Here is a 16,839-nt window from a genome sequence, read left to right as displayed (position 1 = left end):
CATCAACAACGCAAGAATCGCTCTTATTTGTGCGCCGTATGCAAAGCTGGCTAACAGTATGCCTCTCTAATCCGCACATTCAAGCTCCTGTATATTCGCCACATTCACAAATTACGGAGAGTAAAAATGAAGATAAATCCTCCCCTGCTGGCGCTGGCACTGGGTGCTTTTGGGATTGGTGTCACCGAGTTCGGCCCGATGGGTATGCTATCCAGCATCGCGGAAGATCTACAGGTCAGCATCCCCACTGCCGGTATGTTGATTAGTGCCTATGCGCTGGGAGTGGTGGTTGGTGCGCCCATCATGACGCTGGGGTTTGCCAATATGTCACGCCGTAACCTGCTGTTGCTGGCGATGAGTATTTTCACTATCGGTAATCTGGTATCCGCATTGGCCGACAGCTACAACACCTTGTTGATTGGCCGCATCATTACATCCTTCAACCATGGCGCATTTTTTGGTGTCGGTACCGTCGTCGCCACCACCCTGGTGGCGCCGGACAAACGGGCGGGTGCCGTGGCAGCCGTGTTCTCCGGTCTGACCATCGCCAATATTGGTGGCGTGCCGTTGGCAGCCTATGTTGGCGAAACAATCGGCTGGCGCACCTCCTTTTATGGCATGGCCGCCATCGGCCTGATCACCCTGATTGCCTTGCGGATTTGGCTGCCGAAACTGGCCTCCAATGGTGCAACCAGTATTCGCGATGAACTGGCCGTCCTTGGCCGCGGCTCAGTGCTGTTTGCGCTGCTGTTAACTGTGGTCGGCGCCAGTTCCATGTTCACGGTATTCACCTATATCGTACCGATTCTGGAAGACGAAACTCTCGCCAGCACCGGCTTCATAACCACAATACTGATTATTTATGGCTGTGGTCTGGCAGTCGGCAACTGGCTGGCCGGACGCTTTGCCGACCGTTCGCTCGACGGTACTCTGGTCATTGCGCTGCTGGTCACTGTGCTGTTATTGGTACTGTTCGCCTTTACCATGCAAAGCCAGTGGCTGGTCGCACCACTGATCTTCTGCTGGGGGATCGTCAGCTTTGCCATTGTGCCGCCGCTGCAAGCACTGGTGGTGCAGCAAGCCAGTGATGCACCGAACCTGGCCTCATCCATGAATATCGCGGCCTTTAATCTTGGGAATGCCTTCGGTGCAGCGCTGGGTGGCGCGGTAATTTATGCCGGCCTGGGGTTGCCGTCAGTGGCACTGGCAGGCGCGGCCACCTCGGCCAGCGGGCTAGTACTGGTGCTACTGTTCCAGCGCAGCAAACAAAATGCCGCCATCAGCACCGTGGTTAATGAGTAACCAGCGAAGTTCGAATGGATCTGATAACGGCTCTGACGACGGCCAGGAGACTGGCCGCCCGTCAACTGAGAGTCTGCGCTGTGACGGCTTCAATATGCGCCCGAATCACTTCCAGAACGTGTCGCACGCGTAATGGCGTCACTTCACGTTGCGGCGTCACCACCCGTACAAATCTGGCTGTTCCCAGGGTGTATTCCGGCAGCAGCCGCTGTAACAGGCCCCGGTTGATATATTCCTGTACCGACCATTCGGATTTCACCGTGATACCGGCGCCATCAATGGCCAGCCAGCTCAGATAATCACCAGTGTTGCAGTACATCACCCGCTGCAGCGGCACCCTTACCGTCTCGCCATTGCCGACCAGATCCCAATGCCGCATGTGCAAATGACTCAGAATCAGATGATCCTTCAGCTGCGCCGGCCGCTCAGGCTCACCGTAACGCTGCAAATAGTCCGGGCTGGCGATCAGAATACGTTTATCGACAATCAGATCCTGGCTGGCGACATGGCTCTCACCGAGGTAACCAATACGAAACGACAGATCAATGCCCTCACGCACCAATGGTGTCAGCTGATCATCTAACAAGAGTTCGATTGTCAGTCCGGGGAATTGCTGGTGCAGCATTCGAATCGGTTGGAGCAGAAATACCCGGGCAAACGAATGCGGTGCGCCAATGCGCACCTGACCCTGAATCGCCTGGCGATCATCTGACGCCCGTGAGGAAGTCATCAATTCCGCCAGATCCAGTGTCTGCTCCGCCAGCTGCAGTAACTCGCGGCCCTCCTCCGTGATGGCGATGTGGCGCGTCGACCTCAGAAACAGGGTTTTACCTGTCACAGTTTCAAGCCGCTTCACCCGCATACTGACCACTGCTGGCGAGTAGCCCAGCTGCTCTCCCGCCTGACGAAAGTTGAGGGTTTTACTGATCTCCCGAAACAACCGCAAATCCGACAAATACTCGATCATTATCAAATATTTCCAAACAAATAGTTCACGAAAAAGCCAATTATAAATTTGCAACAAACAACGAACATATCACTCAAGGATATATTCCGAAATGCACAGGAGCTTCGTCATGCAAAAACAATTTCTGGGTCGTTCGAAACTGCAAATTGCCCCCGTGGTGTTTGGTGGCAACGTATTTGGATGGACTGCAGATCAGCAGCGCTCATTTGAATTACTGGATGCCTGTCTTGACCATGGCATCAATATGATTGACAGCGCCAACGTCTATTCGGCCTGGGCTGAGGGCAATCAGGGAGGAGAATCAGAAACCGTCATTGGTAACTGGCTGCAAAAGTCCGGCAAACGGCAGCAGGTCATCATAGCGACCAAGGTAGGCATGCCATTGACTGACGGTTCCAGAGGACTCGGCAGACAGTACATCATAGACCAGACAGAAGCGTCTCTGGAGCGTCTTAAAACCGACTACGTTGATGTGCTCTACGCCCATATCGACGACCCCACCGTTCCCTTTGAAGAAACCTTTGCGGCTTTTCAGCAATTGATTGAAGCAGGCAAGGTACGCCACATTGCTTCCTCCAACTATTCTGCCGAACGGCTACAAGCTGCACTCAGCTTCAGCAAGCAGAACAATCTGCCCGCATTTATCGCCCATCAGCCGGAATACAACCTGTTTGATCGAGCAGGCTATGAGGATGAACTGGAATCCGTTTGCCAGCAAAATGAGCTTGGCGTTGTCACCTATTTTTCACTGGCCAGTGGATTTTTGTCTGGTAAATACCGTAATGCAGAAGACCTCAAACAATCCAGGCGCGGTATCTTCCTCGACAAATACATGACCGAACGGGGATTGAAAATTCTGGCCGCGCTTGATCAGGTTTCCCGGGCTTATAACTGCCCTGCAGCCACGGTTGCACTTGCCTGGATTATCAATCGTCCATCCGTCACAGCGCCCATTGCCAGCGCCACCAACGTTGAACAGCTGCGGCAGATTGCAGCCGCTGCTGACCTCAAACTTGCGGCATCAGACATACAGCTGCTCAACGATGCCAGTGCCTGTTAAATGCAACGCCTCCTGCGTCGACACAAGGCAAAGGGATGCAACCCTTTGCCATTGCATTCACGAAAAACGTCTCCCACCAGCCACGGAGTTCTGGCATGAGTTCAGACAAACTTTTTTCTTCATTCACTCACGGTGATCTGACCTTCGCCAACCGGATCGTCATGCCGCCCATGACCCGTTGCCGCTCAGCCCAACCGGGCAATATTCCAACAGCTCTGATGGCTGAATATTATGGTCAGCGCGCCAGTGCCGGTTTGATTATTGCCGAGGCGACCCAGGTCTCTGCCGATGCCCAGGGCTATTCCTTTACGCCCGGCATTCACACCCCGGAACAAATCGCTGGCTGGCAGCTGGTGACCCGAGAAGTTCACCAGCAAGGTGGCAAGATTTTCCTGCAACTCTGGCATACCGGCCGGATGTCGCATACCAGCTTCCACGCAGGCCTGCCCCCCAAGGCACCATCCGCCATTGCTACCCCACCGGGTACAGGCGTGTGGATTGCCAACCCCGATGGCAATGGTGGTACGGTACATGAGTGCACGCCGCCAACCGCCATGACACTGGAGGATATCAAGAACGTGCAGGATGCCTTTGTGCAGGCGACGGTAAATGCCCGTGAAGCCGGTTTTGACGGTGTCGAATTACATGGTGGTAACGGCTATTTGATTGACCAGTTCCTGCGTAAAAGCTCGAATCAGCGAACCGACCAGTATGGAGGCAGCCCGGCCAACCACATTCGCTTTGTGATTGAAATACTGCAACGCATGGCTGAGGTGTTCCCGTCGGAGCGTCTGGGAGTGCGTTTTGCTCCCCATAACCAGACCCGTGGTATGGACGACCCGGACACCCCGGAAACCGTATTGCTGGCGATGAAAAAAATGGCCGATCTACAGATTGGTTTTGTGCATTTTGCCGAGGTCGACTGGGACGCCGAACCAGATGTGCCAGAGGAATTCCGGGCGCTGGCACGGGCAATCTATCCGAATATGATCATTGTCGCGGGCAACTACACCTACGAACGGGCGGAATGGGTATTACAACAAGGCTATGCCGACATGGTCGGTTTTGGCCGCCCGTTTATTGCCAACCCGGACCTGCCCCACCGCCTGCAACAGGCGATCCCATTAAATGAGGTACGGGCGGACCTGCTATTTGGTGGTGGTGCCGAAGGTTTGCTGGACTACCCGACCGCACAATAGCCTCAGCCAATCAACGGTAAGCAATCAGCGCTGGCGGGCCCAATCACGGGCATCCGCCAGCTGACGGAACAGTCGACACTGGAACACCGCATCGCGCATGTGCTGCAGATAGGCCTCACAAACCTCGGTATATTCATCGTTGTCGATGACCAGGGCGATTTTCATTTCCCCCAGCGACACGGCGATAACTTCATCCGCCCCTGCAAGAATACGAGTCTGACCAGGCGTGACGCTATGACCTGTGATGGCACTGAAATCGTTAATGACGTAACGCATCTGAAAATAGGCCGGGTTGCGGTGCATATCGAAATTGGCCTGCAGAATTTCTTCCGCACTGGTGACGCCGTAAAAACGCCGGTAAATGCCAGCGGCCTCCCAGTGAGTATGATAGGCCATACGCCAATAACTCCCATGCTCAAGCTTTTAAACCAACAAAGGCTCAAATTAAGACCACTAAAAAGAAGTACCTATATCACAAAATAAGCATTGAGTAATTTTTTCTAATAAATAACTTCTCTGAGTGTAGGGATTTGTTGACCTCTGTTGCGGTCGTTGACAAGCCGACGCAACTGGTTTTCTATCACCCGGTCAAGACCCTTCAGCACCTCAAAGGAGCAAGTTGTGAGCCTGAAAAAACTGGCAGTTGCCGTTCTATGCAGTTGTTCATCCATTTCGGCCATGGCCGGCGTGGGCTATATCACCGCAGGCCACAATCGGCTGACCTACTCCGAATCAGGCCTGGCTGATTTTAACGCCCAGGCTATTGAGGGTGCGATCGGCTATAAGTATGACCCTTATATCGGCACAGAACTGCGTTATGGTCTGGGCCTTAATGACGATGAGCACAGCGGTTTCAAACTGGATCCGGATTATTATTTTCAACTGATGGCAGTGCCGTCGTACCCCATCAACCCTCGTATTTCGGTGTTTGGAGCGCTGGGTTTTACCATGTTTAACGCGACCGCTACAGGTGGTGGTGTTGCCGCCAATGACTTCACCGATACCGGCATTTCGTGGGGATTTGGAGCCTCATTCAAATTCACCCCGGACTGGGGCATGAAGATCGAATACGACAATATGCTCAGCACCGGACGTTACGATCTGACCGGGTTCTCCGCACGGGCGACTTACACCTTCTGAGCATAGGCGGCACGGTGCGGCTGGCGCTACCCGTGCCGATCCCACCACACCACACCACACCAGTTATCCTTTACAGGGTTAGCGCCTGCTACGCCCAAAATCCACCGTGACAATATTGTCTTCAATCGATGTCACCGCTACCGGCAAGTCGGGCTCAGCAACCGCTGGATTTTCCTCCAGATATTGCTCCAGCCAGTTCAGGCAGTGATTGCCCATCATCTCCAGTGCAGTCGGTGCATCTTTGTTACGCCCCTGACGGCTGTTAAAGGCGAAGCCAAATTCAAACGCTGAACGGCCATCGGCTGGCAGCGGTTGCTGTTTATAAAGGAAATGCCGCTCCAGCTTTTCACTGGCCTTGAGCACTCGCCCTTCTTCGATGGGATAAGGGTCATGATGGTAATACTGATCGGCAAACAGCGCCTGAAAACCACTCGCCAGCGTCTGGCTGTCGTAAGCACCGGTATGTTTGCAAATAGCCGCCAGCTCGCGCCAGAACCGATCCCGAAACAGCTGTGGGAATCGGCCGAAATCGCGCTCATCCAGACAACAAAAGACCATCACATAGCCGGTCTGGATTTCTTCCGCCACCACGCAGGGTTCGGTGCCAATCACCACCAGGTCAGCGCGCCAGTAGAGGTCTGGCGAGGTCGGCGCACCACTGCGAATATGACGTGCCAGAGGTTTCGCCAGCATGGTCGAGACATCACAGCGGATCATGATAACTACCCTTCATCACCGGTCGGTTCTGCTCGAACTCACTCATCATCTGAATACTCTGGGCCGGACCGTAGAACTTGCTGTTCATGTATTCCTGCAAGGCTGGTTCGTAGCCCATATCCGCCAGTGCCTGCTGCATGCAATCGAGCCAGCTGCGGGTGGTGTCGTTGTCGATAATAAAATGTTTATGGGTCATCGCCAGGCTGCGGCCACCATAACGTTCGGCATACAGCGCCGGACCGCCGCTCCAGCCGGAGATAAAGGCCACCAGCTTGTTGCGGGCGCCCGTCAGATCAGCCGGATGCATGTCGCGCAGCTCACGGGCATGCGGCTCGCTGTCCATCAATTCATAAAAGCGGTTTACCAGCCGGGTAATACCATCCAGCTCTCCCAGCGCTTTGTACGCCTGATCGCCGTCGTTATAGTTCGGGGTTGGATTCTGTGTCTCAGTCAAGGTTTGCTCCAGACTCTGTTTATCCATTGGCATGCGCGCCGAACAGCGCGCACGTTGTGGTTGCTGGCGAGGTCATTCAACAACGGAAGCCCGCCGGCCCAGCGAACGACAACCAACGCCGGCGTCGTACAACCGCTCCAGCAGCTGCCGCCGGCCCTCTTCGCCCTTGCCGACCAACCAGCTCAATTCCTTGCCTGTCAGCAGCGTCGCGGCGATCAGCTGCACCGGTCCGAATTCGGTATCAATCTGACTGACCATGTCCCTCGGCTGGTGCAGCAACGCCCCCACCAACCCGCGGCCGTCCTTGATATGTTCGATGTTGAAGCGCAACGACAGCGGTTCAGCTGCCAGCAACTTGCTGCACAACCGCGGATAGCAGGCCAGGGTGTGGCTGATCTCGGCAATCATCGGGAACATCCAGGTGTCGGCCATGACCATGGCCGACTCACCTTCCACCAGCTGAAAATCAGATGACACCAACAACACTTCCAGCCCCAGCCCGGTTTGTGGCCGGTCGGGTTCCACCCAGGGGTCCGACAATCCATCCGAGATCAGGCACGCCTCTCCTTCCAGCTTGCTGACCAGCCAGGCCGCATCCGACGGCCAGTCCGGCCCGTCAACAGGCCCCATCAGTGACGTCAGCGAAAACAGTGGATAGTCAAACAGCTGTTGCAAAGCCTGCTGGCGAGAGCCTGCGGCCAGTTCCAGCTTGTCGGCGTAGCTGAGTGCAGTGGTGTTCATCAATATTCCCCATCAAGCATTTTTTGATTGTTGTAAGGCTGACGAAGCAAACGCCGAACCATCAGACCCGCGTATCCAGAGCATCATTAGTTATTTGAAATCAATGAGTTAGGAAAAATAAGCGAAAGCTTCAGCGAGGCAAGCCCAACAATTTGGAGCAAAGCCGCCAAATCCGACAGTGCATTCAAATGGAGCAGGCAGGCACGTCGAGTGCCGCAAACAAGCAATCAGACAATCCGGCAATCGAGGATTATTGACCCAAGTCAACTTTTACACCCTGCCATGGGGAGCCTTGAGAGAACGCCATGAACCGAGTTAGCCAATCCCTGTTTGCCGGACTGCTGAGTATCAGCAGTGTTCTACTGCCGACCGCTGCGGTTCAGGCTGATCCGGCCAGTTGTCACAATGTCACCCTGGGACTGGTGGAATGGACCGATCTGGAAGTGACCAGTACCGTGGCTGAGGTGTTACTGGAAAAACTCGGTTATAAGGTCAATACCGTGACCGACAGCGTTGATGGCATCTACCAGCAAATGGCCAGCAAAAACGCCGATGCCTTCCTCGGTAACTGGATTCCAACCTCTTCCGAATCAATCGCTCCCTATCTCGGTCGTCGCGAGCTGGAGGTACTGGAAACCAATCTCAACGGTGCCATGTACACCCTCGCAGTACCACAATATGTCTACGACCAGGGCGTCACCAGCGTAGCTGATCTGGCCCGATATGCCGACCGTTTCGGCGACCGCATTTATGGTCTGGAAGCCGGTAACGACGGCAACAAGGAAGTCCAGTCAATGATCGACAAGAACGCCTTTGGTCTTGGCAAATTCAAGCTGATCGAAACCTCCGAACGCCTGATGCTGGCCCAGGTAAAAGGCAAAACCCGCAAGGGCGACTGGATCGCGTTCCTGGCCTGGACGCCACACCCGATGAACCAGAACTTCGACATCGCTTATCTTGACGGTGCCGACGACTATTTTGGCCCCAACAAGGGCGCCGCCCAGGTTCGTACGATTGTCCGTGGTGGTCTGAAAGAAGAGTGTCCGAACGTTGCACGGCTGCTGACCAATCTGACCTTCTCACTGGAGATGGAAGAGAAAGTCATGGATCAGGTGATGAACGGTTTTGTGCCAACCAAGCGTGCAGTGCACATGTGGATGAACCAGAACGAGGCTCAACTGGCCCATTGGCTTAAAGGCGTCAAAACCCTGGATGGCCAAAGTCCGGACAGCATGGCGATTGCCAGCTCCCTCAAGGTTGGTCTGGGCCGTGATCCTGATTGATCAACAACCAACAGGATGGGGTCAGTAGTCTGTACTGACCCGACCCTGTATCGCCATCAGGCCGTTAAGCCACAGCGGTAATCCAGTCTTTCGCCCACATCGCCGCTTCCAGCGCTGGCTTGTCGTGCTGTTGGGCGTCCAGGGTAAACACCTCTCCCAGGCGGGTCGCGCCACTGCGATAGAACGCATCTTCCAGCAACAAGCCAGCATGGGCAAAACGCGGATAACCACTGTCACCGAGTGAAATCACCCCATACTGACGTCCCTTGAGCGACACCGCTTCGTTATCCAGCGCCGCATAAACAGGGTAAATATTGCGCGGCACCTCGCCGTCGCCAGTGGTGGCACAACAAACCAGCAGAATTTCTTCCGGATCACGCAGTAAATCCGCTGGCACCGACTCCTCATTGGTCTCCACGTCATGCCCCAGTTTGCGCAACAAGGCAGCAACCACCTCGCCTACTTGCCAGGCCGTGCCATTAACCGTACCCACTATCAGCTGAATTTTTGCCATTCGGATCCACTCCTGAATACAGACCATTTCTGTGTGTGCTGACAGGGCACTGCAAAAATCCGACCGCCTCAAAACCCTGCGAAAGCAACCGATTCCAGCCCCAAACTCCCATACAACCAACAAAATCCGCCAGCATTTGTACCAAAGCTGACAGCCCCGGCACTTTGCCATCCTGCCAAAGTCGCCAGGGCCAATTTCAGGATCAGGCTCAGACTGGCAAGATTTACCAGCCACCCAAGCGAGACTGGCACGAATCATGATGCCAGACACAGGCCCGGCAGCCCCTGGCTGCAGCGCCAATCATTTTCCCAGCCAGACAACGGATTGACTTATATGTCCCGACCGCCATTTCCGATCACCGCCAAATCGCCCCACCTGCGCCTGATCAAAACTGCCCAGGACAACAATCAACCACGACCGGAACACCGCCCAGCCCTGATCATTCGGGGCCTGGCGTATCCGGCAGAAACCCTGATGGATGCTGACGAAGAGGGTTGTGTCAGCGGTCAGAACCTGACGCTGACCAGCGGCAGCGCCGATGCTTCCCCGACCCAAACCGCCTTTGTCTGGGACAACGACGCACTGCCTGCCAGCCAGCTGGCGGCCAATGAGTTCCAGCTGATGAAATCGGCTCTGGAGGGGCCGGAAATTCTGGCTGGTGCCAATGGTTCATGGCTGTCAATCCTGGCGGTGTTTCATGTCCGTTATCTGGCTCGGGACTATGCCGTGCGACTGGGAGAGGTCCGGCTGGTCAGTTCCAAACGCCTGCTGACCCTGGAAGATGGCTCGACGCTGGTGCTACAAGACAGTGAGGACGATGCGCTGTTGTACCTACAGGACCACGAAGACCAACAGGTTGTACGTCAGCAAGCACCCTGGCAACCGCAGGGCAGTACCCGCGATCATGTATTTGACTACCGCATTGAGCAGTTCTTGCCTCGCCAGGCCAGCGGGCTGGCCGTGAAAAGTGTGACGGTACTGGAGCAATTCTGCAGTTATTTTATGGAACGGCCCCTGTCAGACGTGCCAGAAAACTCCATCTGGGTGCCCGCCTATGCACCGATCAGCTGGGGCTGGAGTATGCGGGTCGAACCCACCGACAGCAGCTGGACAATCAGCCGTCGTAAATTGATGCCACCCGTTGTTGGTCATGAAGGCTGGCAGCTGCCACAGTGGCAATCCAATACCCTGAGCGGCTCGGACCAGCTCTGATGGCGATTCTCGATCTGGCAATTATTGGTGGCGGTTTATCGGGTCTGGCCCTCGCCGCTCAACTAAGCCAACAGGCGCCTGACAAGCGACTGGCTGTCTTTGAGGCGAACAACCGGCTGGGTGGCCGTATTCTCTCAACGCCGCTATCAAGCGAAAGCCCGCATACAAGCGAAAGCCCGAATAGCCGCTTTGATCTTGGCCCTACCTGGATCTGGCCGGATGACCAAAGCCATATTCGCCAGTTTGCTATCCAGCACCAGTTACCGGTTTTTCCGCAGTACCAGCGTGGTCAGGCGGTCTACAAAAGCGCGCTGGAACAGCCCACCGTGCAGTTCCCCGATCAGCAGGGTTATCGGGGTGCCTACCGCATTGAAGGTGGTGTTGAACGCCTGATAGAAATTTTGCAGAGACAGATTCCAACCACATGCATTCACTTGCATCAGCGGCTGACAGCGTTGCTGAATCATGACGATCGGGTCGAACTGGTATTCAACACGCCGAACCAGAACGAACTGCGTCTGCAGGCCCGCAAGGTGGTGCTGTGTCTGCCGCCGCGACTGGTCAGCCAGCAAATCCAATGTGAGCCGCCACTCGATAACAAACTAAAACAGCTGTTGGATAACACGCCAACCTGGATGGCAGGCCATGCCAAAGCCATCATTCAATACCCGACGCCGTTCTGGCGTCAGCAGGGTTTGTCCGGCAATGGTTTTGCGCAATATCCCGGTGCGATGCTGGGAGAAATTTTTGACGCCTGTAATGCCGATACCAGCCAAGCGGCGCTGGGCGGATTTTTTGCCTTGCCAACCCAGCTGCGCCAGCAATACCGGCAAGACTTACCTGACCTGATCGTCGAGCAGTTATGTCAACTGTTTGGACCACAGGCCGCCAGCCCGGATGCCATTCATATTCAGGACTGGTTCCGGCAAGACACCACCGCCGTGGCTGCCGATGCCAACTTACCCACCAGTCACCCGGACTATGGCCATCCCTGGTTGCGGCTCGACCACTGGAGCAACAAACTCTGGTTTGGCAGCAGCGAAACCGATCCGGCTTTTGGCGGCTATCTGGAAGGCGCTCTGCGAGCCGCATCCAGAATCGCAGCTGAGCTGCTGACGGATGAACGGCTGGCGGAAGCAGCTGACAGAGGAGCGTAATCAGCCCGGCGCATTACGCTGATCTGCTGAACGCTGAAAATGGCCAATGGCCTGATGAGGATCAACCGCGGCACGTTGTTTGGCCGTCGCATCCGCCCACCACAGCAGCTGATTAAAAGTGCGACCGAAATACGCCTGCCAATCGGCCAACTCAACCCCGGCCAGAGGCTCACCCTGCTCATCAAACACGTCCTGCACTTTCGGTACGTGAATCATCGCCGATACCGGCAAGCATCCCAATTCAGATAAAAAGGTGCGCATTCCCACCGCCGCTCGCATACCACCCCACTGGCCTGCCGAATAGGTAACGATGGCGCTGGGTTTAAAGGCGAACAGCGAGCTGCCAAAGTGGTTCAGCAGGTTGGCCAGCGCCGGACTCATGGAATGGTTGTATTCCGGGCTGACCATCACATAGCCGTCTGCTGCGGCAATTTTATCAGCCAGCCGCTGAAGGGGTTCAGGAACCTGACGACTGGAATAGGCAAAATGTGGTTTGAATACGGGTTCGAGTGGATAGTCGAGCGGATCAATAACTTCAAATTGATGGTCGCCATAATTCACCTGCAAACACGTCAGGCACGCTTGCACCAGCCGGGCCCCCAAACGCGCCGGACGCGGCGGCGTACTGTCACGCACTGACCCCAGGAATATCAGAAACTTCATGTTTTTCTCTCTTGCTCTACCGTCGCCAGATCCGTTTGTCCCTGCCACATTTGCCCTCTCAAATTCGTTTTTTGCACCGCTCCTTTAAATTCAGAGCAACGCCAAACAATGAAATGACCAATCGAACAAATACATAACAATGGCAACTTTGCCAATTAGGCACACACCTCATCCAGTCACCTGGCGGCAATTTTTGCTGTATTGATCACCAAGCCATTTTGTCAGTCTGTTAACCTGTCCATCTCGCATGGATGCCATGAACCGGGAAATCGTCACTCAACCAACTGTTGCTTGCGATCACCGCCGCAGCACCATGTGATTCGCCCAGTCATTACCAAGGAACAGATCATGCGATCAGGTTATCTCGCTGGCTGCCTGCTGTCTTTATTCAGCACCTTTGCGTTTGCCAGCCCGGCTTATATTTCTCCCAAACCCCTGCTCGAACTGCCCGTCCAGTATGGCGATGTCGCCTCGGTCCGCTCGGTCTCTGTACCCGTCATTACCTGGCCCGCCGATATGAAGGTGATTCACGCCAACGGTGACCAGCCCAAAACGGCCAATGCCTCGCTATTCCAGCAGTCCAGCCTGAACCTGTCGATTGAACGGGTCGATTCCTTTGATACCCAGTTAGAGAACTTTGTCAGCGGTAAATCTCCCTACCTGCGTGGCACGCTGGGGATGGTGCTGGCCTCGCAGGAATTGCTCGCCAAACACAACATCAAGCCAGTAGTGATTTACCAGATGAGCTGGTCGGCCGGTGGCGACGCTCTGGTGGTGAAAGACAACATTCGTTCTCTGGCTGATCTGAAAGGCAAAACCATTGCCCTGCAAGCTTACGGCCCTCACGTTGACTATATGGCGCGGGTACTGAAAGACGCTGGCATTGGTCTCAACGAGGTCACCCTCAAGTGGCTGCCAGACCTGACCGGCACGGAGAATTCCCCCGCGGAAGCCCTCTACCAGCAAGACGTTGATGCGGTCTTTGTGATTACCCCGGATGCACTTGCCCTGACTTCCGACGGTACTGTTGGTACCGGTGCAGAAGGTTCCGTCAAAGGTGCCCGAATCGCGCTGGATACCCGCTCTGCCAACCGCATCATCGCCGACGTTTATGCCGTCCGTGATGACTACCTCAAGCGTAATCCGGCAGCGGTAGAGGCCTTTGTCTCCGGTCTGATGCAGGCGGATGAACAGGTAGTGGCACTGATGAAAAGCCGTGCAGGCGGCTACGACAAACTGGCCCGTGGTTCTGCAGCAGTGCTGTTTGACAGCGCCAACGCAACCGACGAAGTGGCCGGTTTCTTTGCCGATGCCCAACTGGCTGACGCCGAAGCCAACCGTTTGTTCTTCAACGACAGCAACTACCCACGCAACGTGTTCAAACTGGCTGATGAAATCCAGGCGGGTCTGGTTTCACTGGGCATGTTGAAAAGCGCCCATCCGGTACAAATCGCCAGCTGGAACTTCGCCAATCTGGCAGCCGGTGTTAAATCGTCCGGCGTTTCCCGTAACCAGCAATTCGATGAACAGAAAGTTGCCTCGCTGGTGAGCCAGAAACAGAAAGCCGGTACGCTGGAATCCGATGGCGAGTTCTCCTTCGAGGTGTTGTTCCGCCCCAATCAGGAAAACTTCTCTACCGATTTGTATGGCAGCGACTTCGCCAAAGCCATGGATATGGCGGCTACCTACAGCGGCGCGATTATTACGGTCGAAGGCCATTCCGATCCGATGGCCTGGCTGCGGGCCCAAAAAGAGGGCAAGAGCAGCATCGTTCTGAACCGCCTGAAACAGTCTGGCAAGAACCTTTCCTACAGCCGAGCCCGCGAAGTTCGTGACGCCATTATTGCCTACAGCAACAAGGCCGGCGTAGCACTTGATCCATCCCAGTTCGCGCTGGTTGGTTATGGCATTACCAACCCGGCCACCGGCATCTGCGGTCAGGACCCCTGTGCGCCGAAAACCGAGGCTCAGTGGTTGTCCAATATGCGAGTGGTGTTCCGGATGATTCCAATCACTGCTGAAGAAGACATCTTCAAGCCACTGTGAGGAGCACTCGGATGAAAAAAGGATTTAGCCAAACCCTCGGTAGTCCGGCCCTACTGGCACTGCCGCTGGCGTTCACCTTGCTGGTCAGTGGTTGTGACGATTCCGCTAACCCGGGCCAGACGACGATGGCCAACAGCAGCTTCAACAGCCAGCCAAAGCAACCACCCGCGGCAGCCTATGGAGCCCGGGGAACGGATAACAGCTGGCCCAAAGTGGCTCAGGGCAGCCCGGCCGCACTGGACTCCGAACAGATGTTGCAAGCCAATTATCTGTTGTTGATCGACGGTTCAGGGTCGATGGGGTCCACTGAATGTTCCGATCGAGGCACCCGTCTGGACGCCGCCAAACGAGCGGCCCTCAGTTTTATGACATCCGTCCCGACCGACGCCAACGTCGGTATCTATGCCTTCGATCAGGCTGGCATGGGGCCTCGGCTGGGGCTCGGCCACTACAATCAGCAGCAGTTGGCCGCAGCACTCAATAAACTGGTCGCTGGTGCCGGCACGCCATTAAAAACTTCCATCAGGGAATCCGCTGGCATGCTCACCGAGCAGGCCATTCGCCAGTTGGGATATGGTGAATACCACCTGGTGATTGTGACCGATGGCCTGCCCAGCGACGGTGAAGCACCGGATAACGTGATTACCAAACTGAACCACACCACACCGATCAACATTCACACCATTGGTTTCTGTATCGGTAAGGATCACCCGCTCAATCAACCAGGCATTACCGCCTATTACCAGGCCAATGACGAAAAATCACTGACCGCCGGTCTGGAAGCGGTGGTCGCTGAAGCTCCGTCGTTTGATGTCACCAGTTTCAGTGATGGAGGCAGCCAATAAACCATGGCCCAGCACAAGCATATTGCGCTTTCGATCCTGCTGGTTGGCGCCGTCACCATTGCTGGCTACGCCACTTACAATAAGTGGCAACAGGTATCGAACCAGAAGTCGGTGTCGGATTCGGCGCAGATTCGCCAGACCCTGACGGTCGGCGTTGATGGCTGGGTGGGCTATTTCCCACTCTGTTCATCCGAGCTGCAAAAGCGTTTGTATCTGGAAGGTATCCGGCTTGACTGTGTGAATGATTATGGCGACTACGCCAGCCGTTATCAGGCCCTCAGTAGTGGCAAACTCGATCTGGCAGTCGGCACCGTCGATTCCTGGTTGCTGCACGGTCAGTCCAATCAGTGGGCCGCCAGCATGATTGCGGTAATCGACGAGTCCAAGGGCGGTGACGCGCTGGTTGGCTGGGCGGATCAGGTGGCATCACTGGACGATCTCAAGCAAGGCGACAGCCGTATCGCGCTAACGCCCAATTCCCCCAGTCACCAGCTGCTGAAATCACTGGCGGTGCATTTCGATATTGAACGCCTGCGCCAGGATGACAGCTGGGCCCGTTATACCGACGGCTCCCAACAAGCGCTGGCAGCACTGCAACAGCATCAGGTGGCGGCGGCTGTTTTATGGGAACCGGATGTCAGCAAGGCGCTGCAAATTGACGGTATCAAACGTCTGATCGGTACCGAAAGCACCGAAGGTGTGATCGTTGATATCCTGCTGGCCAACCGCGACTTCGCCAGCAAAAACCCGGATGCCCTGCGTACCGTGCTGAACGCCTACTTCCGCACCTTGCGTTATTACCGCAGCCAGCCAGACACCCTTAACAAGGATCTGCAGGACTGGACCGGCCTGAAAACGGCCCAGAACGCCGAGCTGGTTCGTGGTGTTGGCTGGGCCGGTTTGCAGGCCAATGCCGAACGCTGGTTCGGTATTACCGACGCACTGGCGGATATTGGTTTGGTACAAACCATCCAGGATACCCGCGCAACGCTGCAGGCGTTTGCCAGCCAGGACAAGGTGAATCTGCCGGATAACGATCCCTTTCGGCTGATTTACAGCAACCCGTTAAAACAGCTGTATTCGGTACTGCAAAACACCGGTGACCTGGCCGAGCCTGGTAACCCGACAACCCGCTTCACGGAATTATCGGCTGCGGCCTGGCAGCAGCTGGAAACCGTGGGCACGTTAAAAATCCAGCCGGTGTCATTTCTGAACGGCTCTCACAGCCTCACTCCGGAAGGTGAAAGCCTGCTCGATGATGCGATTCAGACCCTGCGTCACTATCCCAGCTTCCGCCTCCTGATTGCCGGACATACCACCAATCAGGGCGATGCTGACGCCAACAAGGCGTTGTCACTGGCCCGTGCCCAGGCCGTTGCCGACTATTTGAGCAGCCACTATCAGCTCGACAGTAAACGGCTGATGGCCACAGGTTTTGGGGGCGAGCAACCGCTGCAACGCCAGCCTGGCGAATCACTGCGAGCCTGGCGTTATCGTTTGCCACGGGTTGAACTGATACTGAAACGAGATCCCATTTGA

General features: G+C 55.5%; 17 protein-coding genes. 10 read left to right on the top strand and 7 right to left on the bottom strand.

Annotated elements, in window-relative coordinates; all coding sequences use genetic code 11:
- The first annotated feature begins 126 nt into the window (after window positions 1-126).
- The gene (locus K6123_RS04295; protein WP_221794532.1) at window positions 127-1,302 is read left to right on the top strand and encodes an MFS transporter; all 1,176 of its coding nucleotides are present in this window, start codon (window positions 127-129) and stop codon (window positions 1,300-1,302) included.
- Window positions 1,303-1,363: 61 nt separating this feature from the next.
- On the opposite strand, the gene K6123_RS04290 is transcribed toward K6123_RS04295, so the two are convergent.
- Complete coding sequence (locus K6123_RS04290; protein ID WP_221794530.1) at window positions 1,364-2,269, bottom strand: LysR family transcriptional regulator; 906 nt, start codon at window positions 2,267-2,269, stop codon at window positions 1,364-1,366.
- Window positions 2,270-2,378: 109 nt separating this feature from the next.
- Between K6123_RS04290 and K6123_RS04285 the strand changes: the two genes are divergently transcribed.
- Window positions 2,379-3,329: an aldo/keto reductase gene (locus K6123_RS04285; RefSeq protein ID WP_221794528.1), complete on the top strand. Its 951-nt coding sequence runs from the start codon at window positions 2,379-2,381 to the stop codon at window positions 3,327-3,329.
- 95 nt (window positions 3,330-3,424) lie between these two features.
- Window positions 3,425-4,528 carry an alkene reductase gene (locus K6123_RS04280; protein ID WP_221794527.1) on the top strand — a complete coding sequence of 368 codons (1,104 nt, stop codon included), beginning with the start codon at window positions 3,425-3,427 and terminating at the stop codon, window positions 4,526-4,528.
- A gap of 24 nt (window positions 4,529-4,552) precedes the next feature.
- On the opposite strand, the gene K6123_RS04275 is transcribed toward K6123_RS04280, so the two are convergent.
- A complete protein-coding gene (locus K6123_RS04275; protein ID WP_221794525.1) occupies window positions 4,553-4,924 on the bottom strand; it encodes a hypothetical protein in 372 nt (123 codons plus the stop codon).
- Window positions 4,925-5,149: 225 nt separating this feature from the next.
- Here K6123_RS04275 and K6123_RS04270 point away from each other — a divergent pair, with 225 nt between their 5' ends.
- Entirely contained in the window at window positions 5,150-5,668 is a 519-nt protein-coding gene (locus K6123_RS04270; protein WP_221794523.1) for a porin family protein, read from the top strand.
- Window positions 5,669-5,746: 78 nt separating this feature from the next.
- Here K6123_RS04270 and K6123_RS04265 read toward each other — a convergent pair whose 3' ends face one another.
- The 3 genes from K6123_RS04265 to K6123_RS04255 form a co-directional block, all read right to left on the bottom strand.
- A complete protein-coding gene (locus tag K6123_RS04265) occupies window positions 5,747-6,385 on the bottom strand; it encodes a hypothetical protein (RefSeq protein WP_221794521.1) in 639 nt (212 codons plus the stop codon).
- Window positions 6,372-6,839 carry a group II truncated hemoglobin gene (locus K6123_RS04260; protein ID WP_221794519.1) on the bottom strand — a complete coding sequence of 156 codons (468 nt, stop codon included), beginning with the start codon at window positions 6,837-6,839 and terminating at the stop codon, window positions 6,372-6,374. The genes K6123_RS04265 and K6123_RS04260 overlap by 14 nt, the downstream gene beginning before the upstream one ends.
- 72 nt (window positions 6,840-6,911) lie before the next feature.
- On the bottom strand, window positions 6,912-7,580 hold the full coding sequence (locus tag K6123_RS04255) for a hypothetical protein (protein ID WP_221794517.1): 669 nt from the start codon (window positions 7,578-7,580) through the stop codon (window positions 6,912-6,914).
- A 305-nt stretch (window positions 7,581-7,885) separates the two neighbouring features.
- On the opposite strand from K6123_RS04255, the gene K6123_RS04250 reads away from it, so the two are divergent.
- Window positions 7,886-8,863, top strand: coding sequence for a glycine betaine ABC transporter substrate-binding protein (locus K6123_RS04250; RefSeq protein ID WP_221794515.1), 978 nt, complete (start codon window positions 7,886-7,888; stop codon window positions 8,861-8,863).
- Window positions 8,864-8,927: 64 nt separating this feature from the next.
- On the opposite strand, the gene K6123_RS04245 is transcribed toward K6123_RS04250, so the two are convergent.
- Complete coding sequence (locus tag K6123_RS04245) at window positions 8,928-9,377, bottom strand: flavodoxin domain-containing protein (RefSeq protein ID WP_221794513.1); 450 nt, start codon at window positions 9,375-9,377, stop codon at window positions 8,928-8,930.
- Between the two features lie 333 nt (window positions 9,378-9,710).
- On the opposite strand from K6123_RS04245, the gene K6123_RS04240 reads away from it, so the two are divergent.
- Together K6123_RS04240 and K6123_RS04235 are read left to right on the top strand one after the other, a co-directional pair.
- Window positions 9,711-10,589, top strand: a complete 879-nt coding sequence (locus K6123_RS04240; protein WP_221794511.1) for a hypothetical protein — start codon at window positions 9,711-9,713, stop codon at window positions 10,587-10,589.
- Window positions 10,589-11,746, top strand: a complete 1,158-nt coding sequence (locus K6123_RS04235; protein WP_221794509.1) for a flavin monoamine oxidase family protein — start codon at window positions 10,589-10,591, stop codon at window positions 11,744-11,746. The genes K6123_RS04240 and K6123_RS04235 overlap by 1 nt, the downstream gene beginning before the upstream one ends.
- Here K6123_RS04235 and K6123_RS04230 read toward each other — a convergent pair whose 3' ends face one another.
- Window positions 11,747-12,409, bottom strand: a complete 663-nt coding sequence (locus K6123_RS04230) for an NADPH-dependent FMN reductase (RefSeq protein ID WP_221794506.1) — start codon at window positions 12,407-12,409, stop codon at window positions 11,747-11,749.
- A 348-nt stretch (window positions 12,410-12,757) separates the two neighbouring features.
- Here K6123_RS04230 and K6123_RS04225 point away from each other — a divergent pair, with 348 nt between their 5' ends.
- The 3 genes from K6123_RS04225 to K6123_RS04215 are packed head-to-tail and all read left to right on the top strand — an operon-like array spanning window position 12,758 to window position 16,839.
- The gene (locus K6123_RS04225) at window positions 12,758-14,455 is read left to right on the top strand and encodes an ABC transporter substrate-binding protein (protein ID WP_221794504.1); all 1,698 of its coding nucleotides are present in this window, start codon (window positions 12,758-12,760) and stop codon (window positions 14,453-14,455) included.
- An 11-nt stretch (window positions 14,456-14,466) separates the two neighbouring features.
- A complete protein-coding gene (locus K6123_RS04220; RefSeq protein WP_221794501.1) occupies window positions 14,467-15,300 on the top strand; it encodes a vWA domain-containing protein in 834 nt (277 codons plus the stop codon).
- A gap of 3 nt (window positions 15,301-15,303) precedes the next feature.
- Complete coding sequence (locus K6123_RS04215; RefSeq protein ID WP_221794499.1) at window positions 15,304-16,839, top strand: phosphate ABC transporter substrate-binding/OmpA family protein; 1,536 nt, start codon at window positions 15,304-15,306, stop codon at window positions 16,837-16,839.

The organism is Oceanobacter mangrovi, assembly GCF_019740315.1.
Classification (GTDB): domain Bacteria; phylum Pseudomonadota; class Gammaproteobacteria; order Pseudomonadales; family Oceanobacteraceae; genus Oceanobacter; species Oceanobacter mangrovi.
The sequence above is the reverse complement of the archived record's forward strand: the minus strand, read 5'-3'. Positions and strand labels throughout refer to the sequence as shown.

Excerpts from the sequence above, each read along its gene's own strand:
- K6123_RS04295 (WP_221794532.1), top strand. The coding sequence starts at position 127 with ATGAAGATAAATCCTCCCCTGCTGGCGCTGGCACTGGGTGCTTTTGGG.
- K6123_RS04290 (WP_221794530.1), bottom strand. The coding sequence starts at position 2,269 with ATGATCGAGTATTTGTCGGATTTGCGGTTGTTTCGGGAGATCAGTAAA.
- K6123_RS04285 (WP_221794528.1), top strand. The coding sequence starts at position 2,379 with ATGCAAAAACAATTTCTGGGTCGTTCGAAACTGCAAATTGCCCCCGTG.
- K6123_RS04280 (WP_221794527.1), top strand. The coding sequence starts at position 3,425 with ATGAGTTCAGACAAACTTTTTTCTTCATTCACTCACGGTGATCTGACC.
- K6123_RS04275 (WP_221794525.1), bottom strand. The coding sequence starts at position 4,924 with ATGGCCTATCATACTCACTGGGAGGCCGCTGGCATTTACCGGCGTTTT.
- K6123_RS04265 (WP_221794521.1), bottom strand. The coding sequence starts at position 6,385 with ATGATCCGCTGTGATGTCTCGACCATGCTGGCGAAACCTCTGGCACGT.
- K6123_RS04255 (WP_221794517.1), bottom strand. The coding sequence starts at position 7,580 with ATGAACACCACTGCACTCAGCTACGCCGACAAGCTGGAACTGGCCGCA.
- K6123_RS04250 (WP_221794515.1), top strand. The coding sequence starts at position 7,886 with ATGAACCGAGTTAGCCAATCCCTGTTTGCCGGACTGCTGAGTATCAGC.
- K6123_RS04245 (WP_221794513.1), bottom strand. The coding sequence starts at position 9,377 with ATGGCAAAAATTCAGCTGATAGTGGGTACGGTTAATGGCACGGCCTGG.
- K6123_RS04240 (WP_221794511.1), top strand. The coding sequence starts at position 9,711 with ATGTCCCGACCGCCATTTCCGATCACCGCCAAATCGCCCCACCTGCGC.
- K6123_RS04235 (WP_221794509.1), top strand. The coding sequence starts at position 10,589 with ATGGCGATTCTCGATCTGGCAATTATTGGTGGCGGTTTATCGGGTCTG.
- K6123_RS04230 (WP_221794506.1), bottom strand. The coding sequence starts at position 12,409 with ATGAAGTTTCTGATATTCCTGGGGTCAGTGCGTGACAGTACGCCGCCG.
- K6123_RS04225 (WP_221794504.1), top strand. The coding sequence starts at position 12,758 with ATGCGATCAGGTTATCTCGCTGGCTGCCTGCTGTCTTTATTCAGCACC.
- K6123_RS04220 (WP_221794501.1), top strand. The coding sequence starts at position 14,467 with ATGAAAAAAGGATTTAGCCAAACCCTCGGTAGTCCGGCCCTACTGGCA.
- K6123_RS04215 (WP_221794499.1), top strand. The coding sequence starts at position 15,304 with ATGGCCCAGCACAAGCATATTGCGCTTTCGATCCTGCTGGTTGGCGCC.